This window comes from Bacillus sp. M13(2017), assembly GCF_002218325.1.
Classification (GTDB): Bacteria; Bacillota; Bacilli; order Bacillales; family Bacillaceae_G; genus Bacillus_A; species Bacillus_A thuringiensis_K.
On record NZ_KZ268510.1, the window covers coordinates 90,081 to 111,723 of the forward strand.

Consider the following 21,643-nt stretch of genomic DNA (forward strand, 5'->3'; position numbering starts at 1 on the left):
TTAATCTATAACTTTGTCATTTTAGAATATAATTCAAGAACGGGTGGTCACAATCACCCCATCCATATTATTTCCAGATATTTCATAAAATTCATTTACTGGTATTTCAACGTCAATTGTCTTGTTTTGAAAAAAGGGATAATATGAAATCGTATATTTTTCCCCATCAATACTTGCTGAAATGCTCCCTTCTTCTTTTAAATAATCTAGATATTCTTCTAAGGCTAAATTCATTTCTTGCATAATCGCACTGTGAGGCAAACCGACATAGCGAATATGCCAAGGTTCATATTGAATTCCTGTAACATCTGTTTTATCCGAGGGATATCGTAAGATAAAGCCGTATTTCCAAGCATTTTTTTCTATCCACTTTCCTTCAGGTGCTCGGTCCATTTTCGTTAAGCCTGATCCTACATCAAGTGATAAACCTGAATTATGTTCACTATAACCTGCGGGCAAGGCATAATCAGCCCCCATTTCTTGGTAAAGTTCACTTTGCTCATCAAAATCACGATAGCCACTATTAATCAAAAATTGATTAACTCCTTCCTTTGCAGCATTATTAATCATCTCTGAAAATTTGTTTGCAATTCCTTTTGATAGATAAATATTCTTATTAAGCAACCTGTATCCATTTATCAATTCATTATGTTTAGATAAATTTACGATATCTGATTTCACACTCTCCTGGCGAATAGGGTATTTACTGTTGATTAAGAGCAGATTCCCTTGATAGATTTGTTCTTTTGCAATCTCTTTCTTTTGGATATTTGAGGTGGTCCCTGTATTATCTATGTTATCTTTGTGATTTTGATCATATTTTTGAACCTCTACTTTATTCTGAAAAAACAGTGCTTTATTCATGAAAACAAAACCTAAGCACAATAAAAATAACAATAAAAAACACCACTTCTTCATTTTTAGTTTCCTCCTTAAGTAAACGACTTGATGATAATGCAATGCTGACTCAGCGTGGAAGATTTCGGATAAGTAGCTCTTAACAATTATTTTCTGCAAAGCGATGCTATATCTAGATGCTCTGCTCAGTGGTGTGTGCAAGAACATCCAAAACAGCAGATTGCTCATTTGACACAATTCGCTAAAAGGAAAAGGAATATTTGTGTCACTCTTTTTCTAAACATGTGAGCTATTTTAATCCACGCATAACTTATCATATCTTTCTTTGACGAAACAAAAAAACTCGTTCTTATGGTTTAAGTCTACCGCATAAGAACGAGCCATTTTTTAATATTAAATTGTTAATTTCCTAAGAAAAAGTAGAGATGACCTTAAGATTTTCTTAAGAAACAATGATATTTTCTAAGAATCCCCTTTATTAACTAAGTCTTGGAAGACTGGAATCTCTACCGTGAACGTCGTAGAGTTATCATTACTTTCCGCGTAAATCTGTCCGCCATGCTGGACAATGATTTCTTTTGCAATCGCCAATCCAAGTCCCGCTCCGCCCGTATCAGAAGAACGGGCATCATCCAATCTGTAAAACTTTTCAAATATAGTAGCGAGTTTATCTTTCGGGATGTTTCCGGCGTTCTTGAAAACGATGGATACCACATCCTCGGAGAGGCACGCCGTAATGTCAATAACGCTGTCGTCCTCACTGTATGCAGCGGCGTTTTTTAAAATATTGTTAAAGACCCTCGCTAGCTTATCAGGGTCACCAAATACGGTCAAATCTTCGGAAGCATGGATAAACACCTGTTTGCCCTTCGCGGCAAGCTGGGGATAAAATTCATCAGTCATTTGCACCAGCATATAGTATAGGTCTATGTGCTTTTTCGTGAGCGTAATCGTTTGGAGGTTATATCGCGTAATCTCAAAAAACTCGTCGATTAGCTGTTCCAGGCGATACGCTTTGTCTAACGTGATATGCACATACTTTGCCTTTTGCTCTCTCGGCATGTCTGGTGCCTCGTCAAGCAGGATCAGATAACCGATAACTGATGTAAGAGGCGTTTTAATGTCGTGCGCCAAGTACATAACAACTTCATTTTTTCTTTGTTCGGCCAGCTTTGCATCATGCTCTCGCTTTTCAAGGGTTCGCTTTAATGTGTTGAGCTTCTGTTCCATGAACTCCATTTCCGCAGAAAGCTCAATTTGTTTATCTTCGTTCTGAATAAGTATATCAATACCGGTATTTATCTCGTCAAAGTATTTTACAAATTTTAAAAGCATAACGCGGCATAGAATAAGAATACTAATGGCAACCGCCACATAAATAAAAATTTCTATATTGTTCCGTATAGTATACTGATATATTATCATTGCGTCCCGACGCTGTAAGTGATAACTGTTTTCCAAAAAACGTACGATCCACTCTCCAAGTGTCCCCTGGATAAATAGACGCAAAAACAGCACAAATACAACTGCTGCCATGACAATCGTAAGGATATACTGGTAGAGTTTTCGTTTTAATTTTGAATAATCGATTTTTTTATTCTTATTTTTATTTTTCAATTTTATAGCCGATCCCCCATACCGTTTTTATATACTTCGGATTATCAACGGTGTCGTTCATCTTTTCACGCAGATGTCGGATATGCACGGTGATAGTGTTATTGCTTTTGCTGAAATATTCATCACCCCATATCTCATGAAACAGCTGCTCAGAGCTAACCACATTTCCCTTGTTTTCACAGAGGATGCGCAGGATTGAAAACTCGGTGGGAGTGAGAGATAACGGCTTCTCGTTCAGAGAACACTCATGCGTGCTTATATTAATGACAAGACCAGAGTGGACGATAACATTCTTGTTCAGTGCCGTTACTCCATTGTATTTTTTGTATCGGCGTAACTGCGCCTTGACTCGCGCAATTAACTCTAGTGGGCGAAAGGGCTTTGTAATATAATCGTCTGCGCCAATTGTTAGCCCTGTAATTTTATCTACTTCCGTATCTTTCGCCGTTAACATGATAATTGGATAGGTGTGCTTGTCCCTTATTTTTTGACAGATAGTGAGACCACTTGCGTCAGGAAGCATGATGTCCAATATAGCAAGGTCAAGCGCATTCTTGTCTATACATTCCAACGCTTCTTTGGCGGTATAGTATTTGAAAACCGTATAATTCTCGTTTTTCAAATATAGCTCAACCAAATCGGCAATTTCGCGTTCATCTTCCACAACAAGTACTTTATCACTCATAGTTACCAATCCTCCTTTATGGATGTGCTTTTTCAATTGGAATCTTTTCTGAATAACGAGCCTATCATACCTATCACTCCAAGTAAAGTACTATTGTTGTATACAAACACAGTCGGTTACACAGAATAGATTTTCGGATTTACCCATTTATTAGGATTTAATTTTACGCCAAGAGTAAGAGATCTATCGGACTCAAAATTATTTACAATAGATAAAGCAAATGAGTATCCAAAACTAGAAGGAGGTCCCGCCCCATCCATATCAACCTAACAAAACAAAGTTCCCTCCTAAAATGAAAAAACATGTTAATCTTTCTGTAGAATCATAGGAAAGGATGGCGTTTTTTGTATGTCTATTTCTGTATCTGATGAATTACAACTATTTGCTCAAGAGATTCAAAAATTTTTATCTCCAAATATCTTACGAGATTTTGCTAGGGATGTCAGTTTCGTACAACGAACCAGTAAATACCAAGCAAAAGATTTAGTCGCTTTATGTGTATGGATGAGCCAAAATGTCGCTACTACTTCTTTAACTCAATTATCTAGCTGTTTAGAAGCATCAACAGAAGTACTCATCAGTCCAGAGGGACTGAATCAACGATTTAATAAAGCAGCCGTCCAATTTTTACAACACCTATTAGCTGAACTACTAAACCAAAAATTGACCTCATCTATGCCAATTTCTTCTCCATATACTTCTATTTTCAAGCGTATTCGTATTTTAGATTCAACTGCATTTCAACTTCCAGATCCCTTTTCGTTCGTTTATCCAGGTGCAGGAGGATGCAGCCATACAGCGGGAGTAAAGATTCAACTTGAGTATGATTTATTAAGTGGACAGTTCCTTCATATTCATACAGGTCCAGGTAAACAACATGATCGAACCTACGGTTCCCTGTGTGTCCCAACTCGTGTGATTGTTCATCGACTAACAAAAGAACAACAAAAAAAACGATTACAAGATCAAACCGTAAGAGAAAAAAAGAAAGGAATGAAGTATTCCGCTCGTAGTAAACGACTTAGCGGTATCAATGTATATATGACAAATACTCCTACAGATATTGTCCCAATGGGACAAGTACATGATTGGTATTCTTTACGTTGGCAAATCGAGATTTTATTTAAAACGTGGAAATCATTCTTTCATATTCATCATTGTAAAAAGATAAAACGAGAACGCTTGGAATGCCATTTGTATGGGCAATTGATTGCCATTCTACTCTGTTCTTCTACCATGTTTCAAATGCGTCAATTACTTCTTATGAAAAAGAAACGAGACCTGAGTGAATATAAGGCCATATATGTGATTAAAGATTACTTTCTTCTTCTTTTCCAAGCTATACAGAAAGACACCCAAGAGCTATCAAAGATTCTCATTCGCCTGTTCAACCTTCTACAGCAAAACGGGACAAAATCTCATCGATATGAGAAGAAAACAGTCTTTGATATATTAGGTGTCGTTTACAATTGTACCATGTCTGATAATCAAGCGGCTTAAATTAAAAAAATGAAACCCATTAGGGTTTATTTCGTATGCAAATCTTTAAATTCCCTACACGTAGCCTTTAGAAAAAGAGAAGCAACCTCTGCTATAATTGACGTTGTATGAGCTTAGCTTGATAGCGATGTGGTGCTACCCCAATAGAAATTTAATTTTTATCTTTCTTTAACTAGTACATCCCAGTAATACACTTCACCATCAGATTCAACAACCTTTAGACAGCCCTTTCCTGGTTTTTTACCTTCAAGAAGTGCATATCCATCTTTTTCATATGAACGTAAATAATATATATCTGGATGTCCTTTTATTGCCTCAAATTTCACGCCCTCAAACTCTTCTTTATCACCTACAAATGTACTTATGTAAGATGTAGCTTGAGAACTTTTACAAAAACCACTCGCAAGAGTAGATTTTGCTTCAACCTTCGTTTCATGATTTACTCCTAAAAATAATGGAATAGCTAGTAATGTTGAAGTCAGTGCAGTAAACATAATTTTCTTTTTCATCTAAAGTTACCTCCTCTAAATTCTAAAATAATACCTGCATATCTACTGTACACTATAAACTAGGAAATATTAACTATTATTATAATTTTATACATAATATACTTATTGATAAAATTAAGTTAAATATTTACAATTATTATGGTTAGAGATTTTTCTCCATCTGTTTGCAAAGGTATATCTTTACAAACAAAAAGGGTTTATATACGAAACATTGGAATATCCAGTTTATAAAGGTGATTAAGTTTATTTTATAAACGTTTTTTCAATGAATACCTTTTACTAACGTTCATCTTTAATTAACTCCAATATTGTATTCATAATCTTTTCTTTCGTTGATATGTTTTCATTTTCCATCAACTTAACTCCCCCTCTAGAATGCATAAATTAAGCAATGTTTTAAATGTCATTTAACTTCAAGGTATCACCTTCGATTTTTAATATTAATAAATAAATTTCTAAAAATAATTTAAAACTATCTATCAAAAACTTTTCAATTATATATCAAATTTTATTACTTTAAAAACGCATAATTGTATATTCATATTTTCAATAGTGCGTTCCCAACCCTATTGAAAAGGAATCTGTTCCGTACCACTAAGTAGATCTCTTTCAGAAAAAGAACCTGTTTTCAATGGAAAACAGGTTCTTTTTTGTTCAAAATTGATAGAGTATACTACAACAATATTGGTTCTTTAATTAATGGTAAATACTCTATACTCATAGCATAATTTAATAACAAATTAATATACTCTTGATTTGGCTCTAAACAATGTATGTTCTTCAAATATCCTTGCGTGTATAAACAAGATGGTATAGCTACTGATAGCTCTTCTACAGATTCTAATAAAGGCATTATGAGCTCTAAAGCTTTCTGTTCATCAGTAGTTAGATTCGTATTAAAAAACTTCTCTATATACTTCTCTTGTTTCATTAACAGGATATCGTACCCAAAAGCTTGTAAACAATTAATAAATTGATCCCATTTAAGCTGATTTGGATTACAAATATGCATGGTTTTATTTACTGTATTGGCCTTATAAGATAATTCAGTAATAGCTAAACTTCCATAGTCTACAGGCGTTAAATCTACATACGTATTGACATCAGGAGCTATGCTAGATAGGCATATCCCTTTTAATAATCTATAAAATGCGTTTTCATTAATATTGTATTGAAATTTACCAGTTTTAGAGTTACCCACTAAATTCCCCACACGGTATATCGTGGTACGAACTCCTTTTCCCATTGCTTCTCTGACCATTTTCTCGCCTTGAAACTTACTTTCTAGATACAGATTATCTAAATTTTGTCCTCTATCAAAATTAGACTCAAAGAATTCAAATTCTTTTGGATCGCTTTCAGCCTGACCTACTACACTTAAAGTCGATATATAATGAAAACGTGCATTTGTGTTCTTAGCTAATTCCAATAAGTATTTTGTAGACTGAACATTTACCTTTTGAAAATGCTCACGTTCTCCATAGTGTCTAACTTCTCCACCACAATGTATGATTGACTCTACCTTATTCTTTAAATGGTCCAATTGCTTTGAATCTAGACCTAGATTCATCAGAGATAAATCTCCTTCAATTAATTCTACACTCTCCTTCAACTTTTGGAGAATTTCTTTACCGAAATAAAACTCCATTCTTTCTTTTAACTTTGCACCAATTACTTGATCCTCATTTTTTCTTACTAAACAGTAAATAGTCGTAGATGGTAACTGTAATAATCGTTCTAAAATATGTGCTCCTAAATATCCTGTTGCCCCTGTAAGAAAAACTGCTTTTGGATAATTCACCATATCTAACTCACATTCTTCTAATTTAGTTGTTTCATAAACAGGAGTCGTTTTCGTTTCATTTTCCATACATGCTACATTCATATTTTTCTCTTTCTTGGACGACATGCCTTCCATCTCTTCAATATGAGAGGCTAATTTTTCTATTGTTCTATACTTAAAGAAATCTTGAATTTTCAAGTTAGGGTATAACGGTTTTAATTTGACTAACGCCGGCATAACTTTTAAAGAATGTCCACCCAAATTAAAGAAATCATCTTTTAAACCTATAGATTTTATGTTTAGAACTTCAGACCATACCTTTGCAATATTTTTTTGCACTTTAGTTTGAGGTTTAAGTTTACACTCATCTTTTTGCTTATGATCAAACTCTATTTTTGGCAGTTTTTCAAAATCAATTTTACCGTTCGCCGTTATTGGTATTTCTAACACATGAGAGTAATATTTAGGGACCATATATTCTGGCAATACATTTGATAAATGTAAAGCTAACTTACTTTTCTCTATCCCTATACCGTCCACTGTTTTATAATAAACTTGCAGTAACATTCCATCTTTCGTTTGTGTTACCACAGCCTGACTTATCCCCTCAAGTTGTAACATTGCATCTTCTATTTCTCCTAATTCAATTCTGTGCCCTCTAATTTTAACCTGCTTATCTTTTCTTCCCATAAATTCTATATTTCCATTTGGTAACCACCTTGCTAAATCACCTGTTCGATATAATCTTTTACTATTGTCTTCTGAAAATGGGTTTGAAATAAATGCCTGTTTTGTTTTTTCTTCCTGCTTCCAATACCCTTGAGCCAATCCTAAACTTTCAATATATAATTCACCCATAGCCCCTACCGGACAATGTTGCATATATGAATTCAATATATGAACCTTTGTATTAGAAATAGGAATACCAATTGGTATGCTTCCTAAAAGATTATTGTCGCCTTCTAAAACTGGTATGAAATAATACATTGCTGAAACGGTTGCTTCAGTAGGGCCATACTCATTTACCAGCTGTACTTGGTTTTTAAAAGTATTTTGCCAACTTCTAATGGCATTTGTTGATGCAGCTTCCCCTCCCATTATTATAAATCTTAAAGAACGTATCTTTTCACTATCCAGTTTAGTTAATGAAGTCGATAATTCATTGAAAAATACTGTTGGTAAGTCAGAAATAGTTGCTTGTGTTTCTTGAATGGCCTGAGCATATGCGATAGTTGAATAGCGCTGTTCATCACTTAATAAATATAGTTCCGCCCCATTTAACAAGGTAGAAAAAATTTCCGATACAGAAGAATCAAAACTATGGGAATAAAATTGTGTTACTTTATCATTTGGAGAAATCTGAAATACTTCATTTCTCCATTCAACTAAATTTAATACTCCTTTATGCGTTAATAATGTACCTTTTGGTTTTCCTGTTGATCCTGAAGTATAAATTACATATGCCAAGTCATCTGGTTTATTTAAAATTTTCACATCATCATTTATAGTCGTACGATATATATCCTCTACTATTGAAACCTTATAATCACTTACATTCAAATGACTATTATATTTGTTATTCGTTATAATTCTACATGCCTCACTGTCACGAATTATATAATTTATTCTATCCTCAGGGTATTTTACATCGATTGGTATATAAGCAGCACCGGCTTTTAATATTCCAAGCATAGAAACGATACTATTCATACTTCTATCTAAAAATATGGCTATCTTATCACCTCTTTTTATACCCTTTTCGAGTAAATGTTGAGCTACTTGATTAGAGCTCATATTTAATTGTCTATATGTGAAAGATTCCGTTGCAGTCGCTATAGCAATCCGATCGGGTTGTCTATCTACTTGCATATAGAATTGCTCTTGTATATTTTGAAAATAAGGATAGGGTCTTTCTGTATGATTTACCTTTTTATAAAGAGATTCTTCTTCCCGTGATAGAAATGAAAGATCCTCATATGTTACTGTTCGTTGATGAATAAATGCGTCCAGTATATTTAGTAAATTTTGAGTAAACTTGTTAATTGACTCTTCCTTGAAAAGATTAATATCATACTCAAATGAAATCCCTACATAATCTAATCCTTCTTCAACAGCTAAAGAAATGTCAAACTTGCTAATATCTTGTTTATTAGGTAACAATTGAAGCTTGTACCCATCATGTTGCTGCAGAATATTTTTCTGATAACTAAACATAGTAGAAAAGATCGGGTTATTCCCAAAGCTTCTATCAGGATTTATTTGCTCAATTACTTTATCAAATGGGTACGATTGGTTTTGGAATGAATTCAAACATTTCTCTCTCACTACTTTTAATAGCTGTGTTAAATTTTTCACATCATTCAATTGTGTTCTGATCGCTAAGGTATTTACAAAAAACCCTTGTATTTTTTCAAATTCTTGATGATTCCTTCCAACAACCGGTGTACCTACAATAATATCTTTTTGATCCGTTAGATAATGTAACAATTGAATATACGCTGCCAAAAATAGCATATACATAGAAACATTCTCTTGTTCACATACTTGTTTCAAAGACTCTTTCATTTCATTATCTAACTTCATTTCAAATACTGTACCTTTATTTGTACTTTGACGATTCCTACTAAAATCTAAAGGAAGATTTAATATAGGAAGAGGTGCTGCAAGTTCGGCCATCCAATAAGATTTTTCTGTATCCCATCGACCTAAATTTAATTGTGCTTGTTCCCACTCTGCATAATCTACATATCGATTAGAAATAGTTGGCAACTCAGGATTTCTACGTTTAGCAAAGGCACTATATACCTTCATTAATTCATCTAATAAATTCCTTACACTCCACTCATCTGTAATAATGTGATGTAAATTAATATATAAATAAGACTTTTTCTTATTCAGATTAAAAATTCTAATCCTAAAAAGAGGGCCCTTTTCTAAATCAAATGGTGTATGATCCGTTTGATTTATTGTTGTACGTATATATTCTTGTTGTTCTTTTTTAGACATATGTTCAATCTCATCATGAATCAGGTCAATCGCTATTGAGTTTAAAATGACTTGTCTAGGCTCTCCATTTCTTTCAATAAACACTGTTCGTAGCATCTCGTGTCGTTCAACTAAATATCTTATGGTGTCTTGTAAAATATCCTTTTTTAAACTCGGCTCAATATATATGTGTAGTGGTGTATCATATACTCTATTAATGGCGTTATACTTATTTAAAAACCAGATTCTTTTTTGAGCACTTGATAACTGATAACTTTCCTTATCTGCAACCTTTAATACTTGCGTCTCCTGTTCTTCCCTATCATGATTTACTGCCATTAATTTATCGATGTAAGCAGATAGACTAGCAATCGTTGTATGCTCAAAAATATCTCTAATTTCAATTTTCAGATGAAACTCTTTTTGAACTTGATTTAACACTTGCACAGCAATTAATGAATGTCCCCCAAGTTTAAAAAAGTCATCCTCTCTGCTGATTCTATATTTCCCCAAATTTAAAATCTCTGCCCATGTTTTTGCCAACCTTTTTTCCGTTTCACTTATCGGTGGTACATATTGCTTTTGCATGTTTTCAAGTAAAGATGGGATTTGTAATTCTAATTTTTTTCTATCAAGTTTCCCACTTGGTGATAAAGGAAAACTTTTAAGATGAAATATATAATTGGGCATCATAAAATCTGGTAAACTTTCACTTAAGAATGTTTTTAATTCCTCTTGTTTTAGTTCTCGATTGTCTTTTGATAAATAAAAACTAACGATTTTATCGTTTTGGTAAGTGAATACTACAGCATCTCTCACTTCTAAATGTTTAAATAATGTTCCTTCGATTTCATCAAGCTCAATTCGATACCCACGTATTTTTACTTGATTATCTTTCCTTCCGATAAATTCTAAATTTCCATTCGGTAAGAGACGTACTAAATCTCCAGTACAGTACATCTTTTTATCATGATTATAGGATTTATCGAAAGAAATAAACGCCTCTTTTGTTTTTTCCTTTTGATTTAAATATCCGCTGGCAACTCCATCACCGCCAATAAATAACTCACCTACTACACCTGACGGACATAATGTATTGAACGGACTAACCACGAAAACTTCACTATTAGCAATTGGTTTACCTATTGGGATATTAGAGATTTCTTTTTGTATCTCACCATTTACTTCATACATGGTTGCACATACAGTAGTTTCAGTAGGACCATATGCATTAAGAACTGGAATCTTTAACCCTAATTTACTTTGCCATTTACGAACTGATTCAGCAGGTAAAGTTTCCCCTCCTACAAATACACGTTTTACAGAATTTAATTTAAGTAACATTTCTTTTGGCATATCAGCTATTAATTTAAAAAACGCAGTTGGTAAAACCACATTTGTAATACCATTCTTTTGAATTACATTTATAAATTCCTCTGTTGAACGTTTTTCGATTTCAGAAATTAAATGCATTCTCCCTCCACATAGCAAAATCGGAAATATTTCCATAATGGAGGCGTCAAAAATGATTGTTGCAAATTGTAAAAACACATCTTCTTTTCCTAAATGAAATGTATTAATTACTGAATATGATAAATTAATAACTCCTTTATGTGGTACAACGACTCCTTTTGGCAAACCTGTTGAACCTGACGTGTAGATAATATAAGCTGCATCTTCTATGGTATGTGTAGGCGCAATATTTTCTTTAGAATTAGCGTAATAAAAATCTTCTAGATAAATTGTATGAATCGCAAAACTTTCAACCAATCCCCTGTATTCTTTCTTCGTAATAATCATTTGACTTTCGCTATCTTTTAAGATGTATTCTATTCTTTTTTCAGGAAACTTTGGATCAATTGGTACATAAACTCCACCTGATTTTAGGACCCCTACAATCCATACAATGGTATCAATCTCTCTGACCATAATAATACTTACACGTTGTCCCTTTTTTATATCATTTTCACGTAAATAATTCGCAATTTGATTGGACCTTTGCTGCAATTGATAATAGGTAATGGATTTATCCCCCATTGAAATCGCTATTTGATTTGGCGATTTTAATGCTTGTAAATCAACTAATTGATCTAGTGTTTTTGAATTAGGATATGTAAGGGCATTTGAGTTCATTTCTTTGTATAGACGATGATCTTTCTCTAAAAGTAAATCCAATGAATGGATAGGTTCGTTCACATTCTTCATTAGTTTTTGTAACAAATATATATATCTTTCGACTAAATTACTAATACTCTCTGGTTTATATAATGCTGAGTTATAGTCAACCTCAATTTTATTCTCTGTTTCCCCTTCATATCTCATTATTCTCCAGGTCATATTAAAAGGATTTACTCTTTTACAATCTGTTAAAACTCTTGACTCAATATCAGGAATTTTTAATTCCGGTATCTTCATCGTATTAAATGCTGTGGAATATACCATATTATGATTTGTATTTGTATTTAGATTTAAATCTTTTACTATATGTGAATAAGGATTATGTTTATACGTAATAGCTAGATGAATAGATTTATTAACTTTATTAAGTATCCCCTTAAATGTTTCTCCCTTTTCTATTGTTATACGTATAGGTACTGTATTAACAAAGTAGCCAAAAGTATCTCGTTCTTCTGTATGTGGTCTAGTATTAATTGGAATACCAACAATTATCTCTTCAGCATTTGTCATTTGATGAAGTAATGTACAATAAGTACTTAACATTACTCGATAAATACTTATATTATTTTTTTTAGCAAAACATTGTATTTGATAAAATAGATCCGAATTAATATTCTTGCTTATATTTTTATCTGTATATCTCTTTTCATTTATTTTATTAAAATTAATAGGAAACTCTGTAGGAGTTAATTCACCTTGTAAATAATCTTTCCAATACGATGATCCCTCTTTATATATTGCACTATCAATAAAACTCTCCTCATGCTTTACGAGGTTCTTATAAGGAGATTCAAATTCTACATTCGACTTCCCTTGAAGTAATTCACCATAAGTATTGGATAATTGTCGGATGAAAACTCCTAAACTCCATCCATCGTAAATAATGTGATGAAACATTAAATGTAAAATAAATGTATCTTCACTGAATTTAATGATGTGGAATTTAAACAAAGGCCCCTCTTCTAAACTAAATTTCTCATTCACTATAGATTCTAAGAAATTTTTAAAAATAGATTTTTGTTCTGTGTTTTTAAAAGCAGTTAAATCCTTAATTGGTATATCAAATTCTACATTCTTTTGAATTAATTGTTTTATTTTTTCATCCCTCTTCTTAAATATTGTACGTAGCGCAGGATGTGATTGCACTATCGTAGTAAGCGTTTTCTTTAAAACCTCTATTTGAAGATTTCCTTTTAACTTTATTATAATCGGTTCATTGTTCATTCCTTTTTCTATTTCCATTTGATGAGCTATCCATAATGCTTCTTGGCCTACTGTTACATCCAATTCTTCTACAATTTCATATTTCTTTTGTATTTCTTTCATATGAATTTCTCCTTTTATAAATATTTAAAAACGGATAATATTTACAGTTACAACTATATGTACATATTCTGCAATTTGTAAATCTATATTTTCCGACTAAATTCAACATTTATTTCACTTATTGCATAGTTATTAAAATTATGAATAAAACTCATATTTATACTGTATCAATTCATACTTTTATTCAATTTAAGCATAAAAAACCATTTCACTAATAATTCTAATTTCTTTTTATACAGTATTCTTGCATATATTTATTAAAGTAAAATACCTAATTTATTCTCCGAAAACAAATTCAAGAATATTCCAACTGGTCACTATATATACTTCTAATAACATAAACTGTAAAGGAGGAGTCCGTACATAATGGAATATAGATTATTAGGTAACACGGGATTAATAGTTTCAGAGATAGGATTCGGTTCTTGGGCAATTGGTGGAGATGAATGGGGAGCAGTAAAAGATAATGAATCACTTGATGCAATTGAGAAAGCAATTGACCTAGGGGTCAATTTTATTGACACTGCTGATGTTTATGGACTAGGTCATAGTGAAACGCTAGTCGCAAAAGCCATAAATAATCGCAGGCAGGATATCATTCTTTCTACAAAAGGTGGATTAATTGGTCATCATTATGACCCAAATCAACCAGCTGTTTATGGAGATCCTCAAAAGATCATTGATGCGTTTGAGGCTAGTTTACTGCGGCTTAAAACGGATTATATAGATGTGTACTTTTGTCATATTTGGTGGGATAAACATGAAGAAACAGAAGCCTTTCTACAAGCTTTCCAAACCTTAAAAAAATCTGGCAAAGTGAGAGCAGTTGGTGTTTCTACTAATGATTTAGATTATATAAAACATTTTAATCAAGATAATGATTTAGATGTCGTACAATTTGATTATAGTATTTTGAATAAAGAACCTGAAAAAGACATCCTTCCTTATATTGAAAAACATAATTTAGGTGCTGTGATAAGAGGTCCACTTAAGATGGGAATTTTAACTGGGAAATTTAATCATGAAACTCAATTTCCAGACGATGATTTAAGAAAAGATTGGCCAAAAGAAAAGTGGTTTAAAGATAGCTTAAACACAGTAGAGAAATTATGTTCACTTGTACGTTCAAATCGAAGTTTAGCGCAAGTTGCTTTACGTTATGTTTTAAGTCACCCAGCAGTTTCAGTTGCTATTCCTGGTGCAAAAAATTCTACCCAGGTTGAAGAGAACTCTTCCCACTTAACTCGTCCATTATTATTAGATAATGAAATTGAATTCATTAAACAACTTTGATCAAATAATTATTCTTCCATAAAAAATTATGCTGATTTTTCTACCAAATCCATACTACTTCTTCTTCTCCACTAGAACATATCTTTAGCACTTCCACCCTATTTTTTATCTTTTCCCAACAATATCTACAGTTTATAAGGTAGTTGAACCCTTTTATTCAACTACCTTATAGTACGTTCTACATTATATTAAAATATCTACTACACTAGTTGAATACATGCTAAGGCAACATGCAAACCGAATAAACAATTAATTCAGAAATATTTTTAGAAACTTCATTATCTCACAATTACTTTTTTTAAAATAAATCAAAAAATTTTTCTTTACTTTAAATTCCATAATTCATATAATCTTCTATGGAATTACATTTTTTTCTAAATAGCTCCTCATTTCTAAGTATTCAAAAGGGCAATTACAAATTATTATACCCTTATGTTTAACCAAGTAAAATAAAAATCCAGTTTTTCACAAGGAGAAGTGACTGCATGCAAGATATTTTAAAACTATTTCCGAGCGTTGACGGAAATGAAGAAAAACAACAACTTTTATTAGAATCTATGCAGAAAATAATTAAAAATCTTGACCAATTAAAAAATGAAGAGCGAGCTACTTTAGGTAAATGTGAGGAAAAATCAGAAGGATACTACAATGGCTTAATTCACCAAAGTCATATTCCACTAGCTGGAATCACTATGTCTGAGGTTATAGAAGAGCTAAACCAATTTATGAATGGCCATCCTTATCCAAATAAATACTACTTATCGAACGCCGTACCACTACCAAGTATTCCGTCATTATTGGGTCAACTAACCATGGCTCTTTTAAATGGTAATGGTGTTTGGGATGTCTATGGCCCAGGGGCAGCAGAAGCAGAAGTAAAAGTTGTATCCATGCTTTCAAAACTGATTGGTTATAATCCGCATAATAGCGGCGGTTATACAACATGGGGTGGACAAGGTTGTGTATTTTCGAGCTTGCGCTTAGCAATTTCTAAACAATTCCTATCAGCAAAAGAATATGGTGCTCCACAAAATGTATATTGCTTTGCTTCTGAGAATGCACATTATAGTTTATTAAAGTCAGCTGAAGCAACTGGCATTGGATCAAATCACTTAATTAAAGTGAAAACTGATCCTTATTCAAATTCTATGGATATAGATGATTTAGAGGCAAAGATAATACAAGTTATTAATAATGGTGGTATCCCCCTTTATATTCTAGCTACTATGGGGTCAACAGATACTTTTACCATTGATGATATAAAAAAAATTAAAGAGAGCGCTGAAGCAATACAAAAAAAATATAAATTAAAACCTATTTATATCCATGCAGATTCTGCAATGGGCGGATTCTATAGTTTCTTTAATAATTATAGTTTTGAAGAAAATTCACTCTCATTTGAACCTAATGTGAAAAATGCCTTACAATACGTACAAGATAAAATGCAATATATGTCCCTTGCAGATAGTGTATGTTTTGATTTTCATAAATTAGGACAAACACCTTACGCTTCAAGTATTTTAATCGTAAAAAATCATACTGCTTTACAACTGATGGACATTGAACAAGATGATACACCTTATCTTGGTAATAGATCATATGGGAGTTATCATACAGGCTATACCTTAGAATGTTCACGAGCTGGTAGCGCTATTCCCATGTATATCAATCTATTAGCCTTTGGAATTGAAGGATATCAAAAATTATTAGCAAATTATATTCGTGTAAATCTATTATTTAGAGAGAAGTTGCGCAAGGCCCTACCCCAAGTCGCAATCACAAATGATTTTACATATGGACCAATTACAACTTTCCGTTTCTATCTGAATGGAGATGGCCAAGAAAATTGGGGAAAAGAACGAATAGGCCTTGCAACAAAGGAAGAAATTGAGGATACAAACCGATTAAATATAGAACTATTTAATTACCTAGGAAAAAATCGCGATCAAGTATTTTTTGGTGATACAACTCGTTCTTGTGTAGTAGATGTAATAAACAGTTATGATAGAAATCCGATTTCTACATTAAAATTCTTTTCTATCTCTCCATATACAACTGTTGAATGTATAGATGAGATCGTAGAATTTCTTTATGAACATATTTCGATTGCTACTAAACAGATTCATTCATATGTTTCATAACCATATTTGTTAGCGCTTTAATAGTTAAACTTAACTAAATGAAATAAAATTTTTAATCCTTTTAATTACTATTCACTATATCAGGAAAGAGGAAAAACATATGAATATAGAGCTACTTGATACACACCACGTGAAGGATGCAGCACATTTACTTGCACATTCCTTTGTGAATAATGAACCTCTTGTAAGCAGTTTACAAATTCCTTTTGCTTCTTTTCACAAAATGTGCGAAGAAATGATGAAACAAGCTGTATCTCAAGCTATGTCATTTGTAGCAATAGAAAATTTTCAAATTGTTGGAGTTCTTTTAACCAAAAAAGTAACCCAGCCACTAATAGATACAGAGAAAGCGATTGAACTATGCCCGCAAATGGAACCTATTTTTCAACTTTTAGATACATTAGAGACAGAATCTATTGAGTTTTCTCATTTAGATAAAGAAAAATTGGTCTATCTAGATATGGGCGCTTGTCATCCAGATTGGATGGGAAGTGGTATAGTCACTACCCTGCTTTCACATGCCATTCAAGAAATAAGTAAAAGAGATTTTGATTTTATTGCTGCTTGTACAAATAAAATTTCTCAAAAAATCCTAAAAAAACTGTGTACGACCTATGAAATGAATGAAATAGTGTATAGTAATTTTCTTTATAAGGAAGCATACCCCTTTGCTAATACAACAACTTCCTTAACAGCTCAATTACTATATATACCTCAATCTCAATTCGTCATTAAAGCCATATAAATTTGTAAAGAAAACTAGCTGTACTTTTGTGCAGCTGCTTTTTTTTATAGAGTAAATTAGTAATAGATATTCTTACATAAGTGCTACCTTTCACACTTTAACTTCTTGGCATTCAATAGCCACTTTCTCAGTATGCCTTATTTCTTTACTTAGCCTACCTAAAGATCCCCTTCTATTTATTTCAACATGTTTCATTATGCTTTAATTTCATATGCTCCATTATTTCATCTATACAAGTAACTTAGACACTTCTCCCTATTTAATAACTAATCTTTTACTTTTTAAGTAACGATTGATACACATCTTCCCACTCTTAAGTACTTTAAAATTTATTACCTAATAACCCCTTAACAATCCCTGTAATTCTTACAATTCTCTTTCATTTTGTTTATCTATCCATTCATCCCCCATATCCTTTATCTACCTAATCTTCCCCAACGAATCCAATGTAAAATTCATGATAAAAGGAAACAACCGTTTCATATTTAGCATTTAAGAAAAAAGAGTGAGAATTACTGGATTCCCCTTTCTTTTCATCCTTTTTAGAAGCTCTTTAAAGTCTAATTCTATTACATTCCTGCTAGGTAACATGTCTACTAATCATTAACAATTTGTATAGCTATATAAATAATACAAAAGTCATCACCGAAGTGCAGCTTTAAAATAAAGTTTTTGTTTAGCTACCTTTCATTTCCGAATAATATTTTTAACCCTGTTGATACTATTTCTGCAACTTAAAGTTACAAACTATTCCTGTAAGCATAGCGTTTCTTTTGTACAACGAGCAGTTAGTTTTATTAACTAGCTGCTTTGGTGTGCAAAATGAAGTTTTTGTCCAAGTTTTTCACCATTTGATAAAATAAACATAATAATAGTTAATGAACAGACATTTATAATCAATCTCCTAAGGAGCGCTTTAATTAGGTGCTCCTTTCTACATATACAATTTAGATATCGTTGCGATATATAAATTTGAAGTTATCTCCATCTTTTCCCCGGCTTAACACTGTCCGCGCGACTTTCATTGCATACAGCGTCCCATCTTATCCTTTTATACTAGAGCAACTAGATTACGAACAATATTGTACTCACCGATGTATTCATTCCCTTTTCTTACGAAAGGTCCCATCATCTTACTCGATCCTGTGAGTTACATATAGTTGATTTAGTTTTCAACGAATAAGACTAGGGACTATCCCTCCACATTTGTTACATGCTTCGTTGATACGTGTCCCCACCTTCACAAGAACAAATCAATTTCGGTTCGTTAGAACCGTATATGCACCTGTCTTCTAGTAGGCTTTGGTGACATTTTCTTGCTTACCACGTTCCGATTGACTTAGCTATACATATATCCTTAGGTGCTTGCTGTAAGCCTGTTATCTTTACATCCTCATCGTTAGATGTTCCGAATTTCATATCATTTACTCTTACTTTTCGGTAGATAACATCGTCATTAACGACATACACATTTCTAATGTATTAATCCTTTAGAGCCGTACATTCTCACCATAGATATTTTGTAGCATCCCGACCTATCCATTACCATATGATTTCTCACTTAGGTTTTGTTCAGCTAACTTCACCTAGCTTCATACAATTTGTGACTATTATCATGCCTTGCATGTAGGAGTATTAGATAAGTAGTTTAAGCTCAACCTGGCGGTTTCCATTCCTACCTTCAGTCAAACAGTTGTTGTCATCAAATTAATAACCCTCCTATTTCGTATTTGCACACTTATAAGGAAACGTGTCGTGCAAATAAGAATTTTATTTAGTTTTCTAGTTACTCTGGATTCCCATAAATGCTACCAAAAACTTAAGCCTTCTATCTCATCCTAATCAAATACCATATAGCATAGCTCGATATACTCGTTATCTCCCACCCCATAATTCCGATCCATATCATTTGGAACTTTGAATAACTGATTACTAAATCATACAATATCTCCTTCATAAACCTCCTTACCATTTTTATCTTTTAAACGTGTGTATAGTAGCATTTCACAGTGATCCTGTTGATCATGAACGAATATCCAAGCACTTTATACTGCTACCACATACACTATAAGATGTTTGTAATTTACTACATTATTTGAAATTAGAGTTAGGAGGATTTAATATGGCAAATTGTACAGGTTTAGCTTGTTTTTTATTCTCTTCGTGGCCAACAGGTACAGTTGTTACAGTTACTACTAGATCAGGTCAAATTATTGGACCTGCTACTTTTTCACTGTTCTTTCCAAATCTTTGTGCGGTGGTATTGGTAGAAGAAGATGTGCTGACCCCCTCTTCAACCAATACCATATTCATAAGTTGTGAAGATATAGAAAGCGTTACTTTAACCACACCTTAAGATGATTTAAATGGTTCTAGTTCAATCTATAAAAAAGACATTCTAATGAATGTCTTTTTTATGAAAAAATCTAATCAGAATAATCACAAATGTATTATTCTATTTTATCTATCACTTCAATAATTTTCTTTAATTTAATTTTTTCCCCTTCTAAGGGTTACTTGTCTACACATCCTTCTACATACTTTCATATGATACAATATATTGTTTAAAGGAGGGACAAATTTGTTCTTATGTAATTTATTTCGTTGTTCAGGTGGAGTATGTAGTATTTTTAAAAATTTACAACCAGGCGAAGTCGTTACTGTGACTGGTAAATCTGGAAATATTATTGGACCTGCTATTTTTACAAATTTTAACCCTAATACTTGTATCGTCACATTAGAAGAGGAAAATTCACTTACTCCTCCTACTATAAGTATTACTAAGATCAGTTGTAAAGAAATAGAAAGTGTTACGTTTAGCTCATAATATATTTTATACCTAAAGCAGGGATTGAAATATGAAACTCTTATACATTACTTCTGGTTACTCAAAAATCTATCAATATCTAGATCAAAGCATACAGAGAACACTTATCAATCAAAATTTCGAATGGTTAGCAGTACAGCCGAGTGAATTAATAGAGCAATTAGATTTCATTACAACAACGTTTCATCCTGATATTGTTTTCACCTTATTAGGTAATCATCTACCGCAAATAGCCATTCAATATTTTAAAAAAAGGAACATTAAATTAGCTGTCTGGTTAACTGAGGACCCATTTTATATAGACACTTCTCTTCTTCTATTAAATAACTTTGATTTTATATTTACTATCGATAGTGAAGCACTTAAATATTACACAAGTTTAGGATATACCAATGTATATCACTTACCATTAGCAACTAATATAGATGTATTTAGACCTGGTCTAAAAAATTCAAAATATAAAAGTGAAGTATTGTTCATTGGATACCCTTATCCAACCCGAGTAAAATTGATACAGTTTCTTTTGGAAAAAACTCCTTATCACTATACTATTATTGGTCAAAACTGGAGAAATAAGTTAATTAAAAAATGGAAAAATCACCGGAGAATTAAGATTATAGAAGAATGGATTCAACCTCAAGAAGTTGCGTTCTATTATAATAACGCTAGTCTCATATTAAATCCTCATCGTAGTTATATGTTTCCACAGAATAAAAATAAAAATAGAGTAAAAAGTAATACCATTAATAATCGTACATTTGATATCGCCGCTTGCCAAGGCTTTCAAATTATAGAAGAAAAATCTGATCTTTCATCTTTCTTCAATAAAGATGAAATTATATCCTATAACAGCTTTAATGATTGTTTAAATAAAATATCTCTTCATTTGAATGATACGATTTCAAAAGGATTAATGATCGAAAAAATTCACACAAAAGTTATTACACAACATACTTTTCATGAGAGAATCAATTTTATAACGACTATATTACAATCACAACTTAATTGATTTATTAAATTAAAAATTTCTTTTCTTTTATAATCATTCTGAATAAATTAAAATGCCTTTTCAATTTTATGAAAAGGCATTTTAATTTATCTTTTCCCGTCAGAAGACTCCCTCCTTACTTTTCCTGAAGGTGTGCTAGCACTAACAAATAGGTAGGAGATGCATGTCGGTTAGCGTAAGCTAACTT

At 32.4% G+C, this 21,643-nt stretch carries 13 protein-coding genes and 2 pseudogenes; 8 read left to right on the forward strand and 7 right to left on the reverse strand.

Annotation, left to right across the window (positions count from 1 at the left end; all coding sequences use genetic code 11):
* Window positions 1-33 precede the first annotated feature (33 nt).
* The 3 genes from vanY to vanR-A all read right to left on the reverse strand — a co-directional run bounded on the left by vanY (window position 34) and on the right by vanR-A (window position 3,160).
* A complete protein-coding gene (gene vanY, locus CGQ22_RS21790) occupies window positions 34-918 on the reverse strand; it encodes a VanY-A/VanY-F/VanY-M family D-Ala-D-Ala carboxypeptidase (RefSeq protein WP_089149321.1) in 885 nt (294 codons plus the stop codon).
* A 402-nt stretch (window positions 919-1,320) separates the two neighbouring features.
* On the reverse strand, window positions 1,321-2,475 hold the full coding sequence (gene vanS / locus CGQ22_RS21795; protein ID WP_089149322.1) for a vancomycin resistance histidine kinase VanS: 1,155 nt from the start codon (window positions 2,473-2,475) through the stop codon (window positions 1,321-1,323).
* Window positions 2,465-3,160, reverse strand: a complete 696-nt coding sequence (gene vanR-A / locus CGQ22_RS21800; protein ID WP_089149323.1) for a vancomycin resistance response regulator transcription factor VanR-A — start codon at window positions 3,158-3,160, stop codon at window positions 2,465-2,467. Before vanR-A ends, vanS begins: the two co-directional genes overlap by 11 nt.
* A gap of 99 nt (window positions 3,161-3,259) precedes the next feature.
* Here vanR-A and CGQ22_RS31585 point away from each other — a divergent pair.
* Window positions 3,260-3,400, forward strand: a pseudogene (locus CGQ22_RS31585) (Tn3 family transposase); the annotation flags it as partial.
* Window positions 3,401-3,508: 108 nt separating this feature from the next.
* Complete coding sequence (locus CGQ22_RS21810) at window positions 3,509-4,660, forward strand: IS4 family transposase (protein ID WP_089149324.1); 1,152 nt, start codon at window positions 3,509-3,511, stop codon at window positions 4,658-4,660.
* Window positions 4,661-4,818: 158 nt separating this feature from the next.
* Here the strand turns inward: CGQ22_RS21810 and CGQ22_RS21815 are convergent, their stop codons facing one another.
* The 3 genes and pseudogenes from CGQ22_RS21815 to CGQ22_RS21820 form a co-directional block, all read right to left on the reverse strand.
* Window positions 4,819-5,169: a hypothetical protein gene (locus tag CGQ22_RS21815; protein WP_089149325.1), complete on the reverse strand. Its 351-nt coding sequence runs from the start codon at window positions 5,167-5,169 to the stop codon at window positions 4,819-4,821.
* Between the two features lie 285 nt (window positions 5,170-5,454).
* A pseudogene (locus CGQ22_RS32790) lies at window positions 5,455-5,526 on the reverse strand (TetR/AcrR family transcriptional regulator); the annotation flags it as partial.
* A gap of 316 nt (window positions 5,527-5,842) precedes the next feature.
* Window positions 5,843-13,441, reverse strand: a complete 7,599-nt coding sequence (locus tag CGQ22_RS21820) for a non-ribosomal peptide synthetase (RefSeq protein ID WP_089149326.1) — start codon at window positions 13,439-13,441, stop codon at window positions 5,843-5,845.
* Window positions 13,442-13,807: 366 nt separating this feature from the next.
* On the opposite strand from CGQ22_RS21820, the gene CGQ22_RS21825 reads away from it, so the two are divergent.
* The 3 genes from CGQ22_RS21825 (at window position 13,808) to CGQ22_RS21835 (ending at window position 17,620) form a co-directional block, all read left to right on the forward strand.
* Window positions 13,808-14,734: an aldo/keto reductase gene (locus CGQ22_RS21825; protein ID WP_089149327.1), complete on the forward strand. Its 927-nt coding sequence runs from the start codon at window positions 13,808-13,810 to the stop codon at window positions 14,732-14,734.
* A gap of 485 nt (window positions 14,735-15,219) precedes the next feature.
* Window positions 15,220-16,875: a pyridoxal phosphate-dependent decarboxylase family protein gene (locus CGQ22_RS21830; RefSeq protein ID WP_089149328.1), complete on the forward strand. Its 1,656-nt coding sequence runs from the start codon at window positions 15,220-15,222 to the stop codon at window positions 16,873-16,875.
* Between the two features lie 100 nt (window positions 16,876-16,975).
* Window positions 16,976-17,620: a GNAT family N-acetyltransferase gene (locus CGQ22_RS21835; protein WP_089149329.1), complete on the forward strand. Its 645-nt coding sequence runs from the start codon at window positions 16,976-16,978 to the stop codon at window positions 17,618-17,620.
* A gap of 1,937 nt (window positions 17,621-19,557) precedes the next feature.
* On the opposite strand, the gene CGQ22_RS32990 is transcribed toward CGQ22_RS21835, so the two are convergent.
* Entirely contained in the window at window positions 19,558-19,623 is a 66-nt protein-coding gene (locus CGQ22_RS32990; protein ID WP_098298235.1) for a YopX family protein, read from the reverse strand.
* A gap of 119 nt (window positions 19,624-19,742) precedes the next feature.
* Between CGQ22_RS32990 and CGQ22_RS21840 the strand changes: the two genes are divergently transcribed.
* The 3 genes from CGQ22_RS21840 (at window position 19,743) to CGQ22_RS21850 (ending at window position 21,456) form a co-directional block, all read left to right on the forward strand.
* Window positions 19,743-19,976 carry a hypothetical protein gene (locus tag CGQ22_RS21840; protein ID WP_001262468.1) on the forward strand — a complete coding sequence of 78 codons (234 nt, stop codon included), beginning with the start codon at window positions 19,743-19,745 and terminating at the stop codon, window positions 19,974-19,976.
* Window positions 19,977-20,201: 225 nt separating this feature from the next.
* Complete coding sequence (locus CGQ22_RS21845) at window positions 20,202-20,447, forward strand: hypothetical protein (protein WP_000477974.1); 246 nt, start codon at window positions 20,202-20,204, stop codon at window positions 20,445-20,447.
* Between the two features lie 31 nt (window positions 20,448-20,478).
* A complete protein-coding gene (locus tag CGQ22_RS21850) occupies window positions 20,479-21,456 on the forward strand; it encodes a CgeB family protein (protein WP_089149330.1) in 978 nt (325 codons plus the stop codon).
* Window positions 21,457-21,643 lie beyond the last annotated feature (187 nt).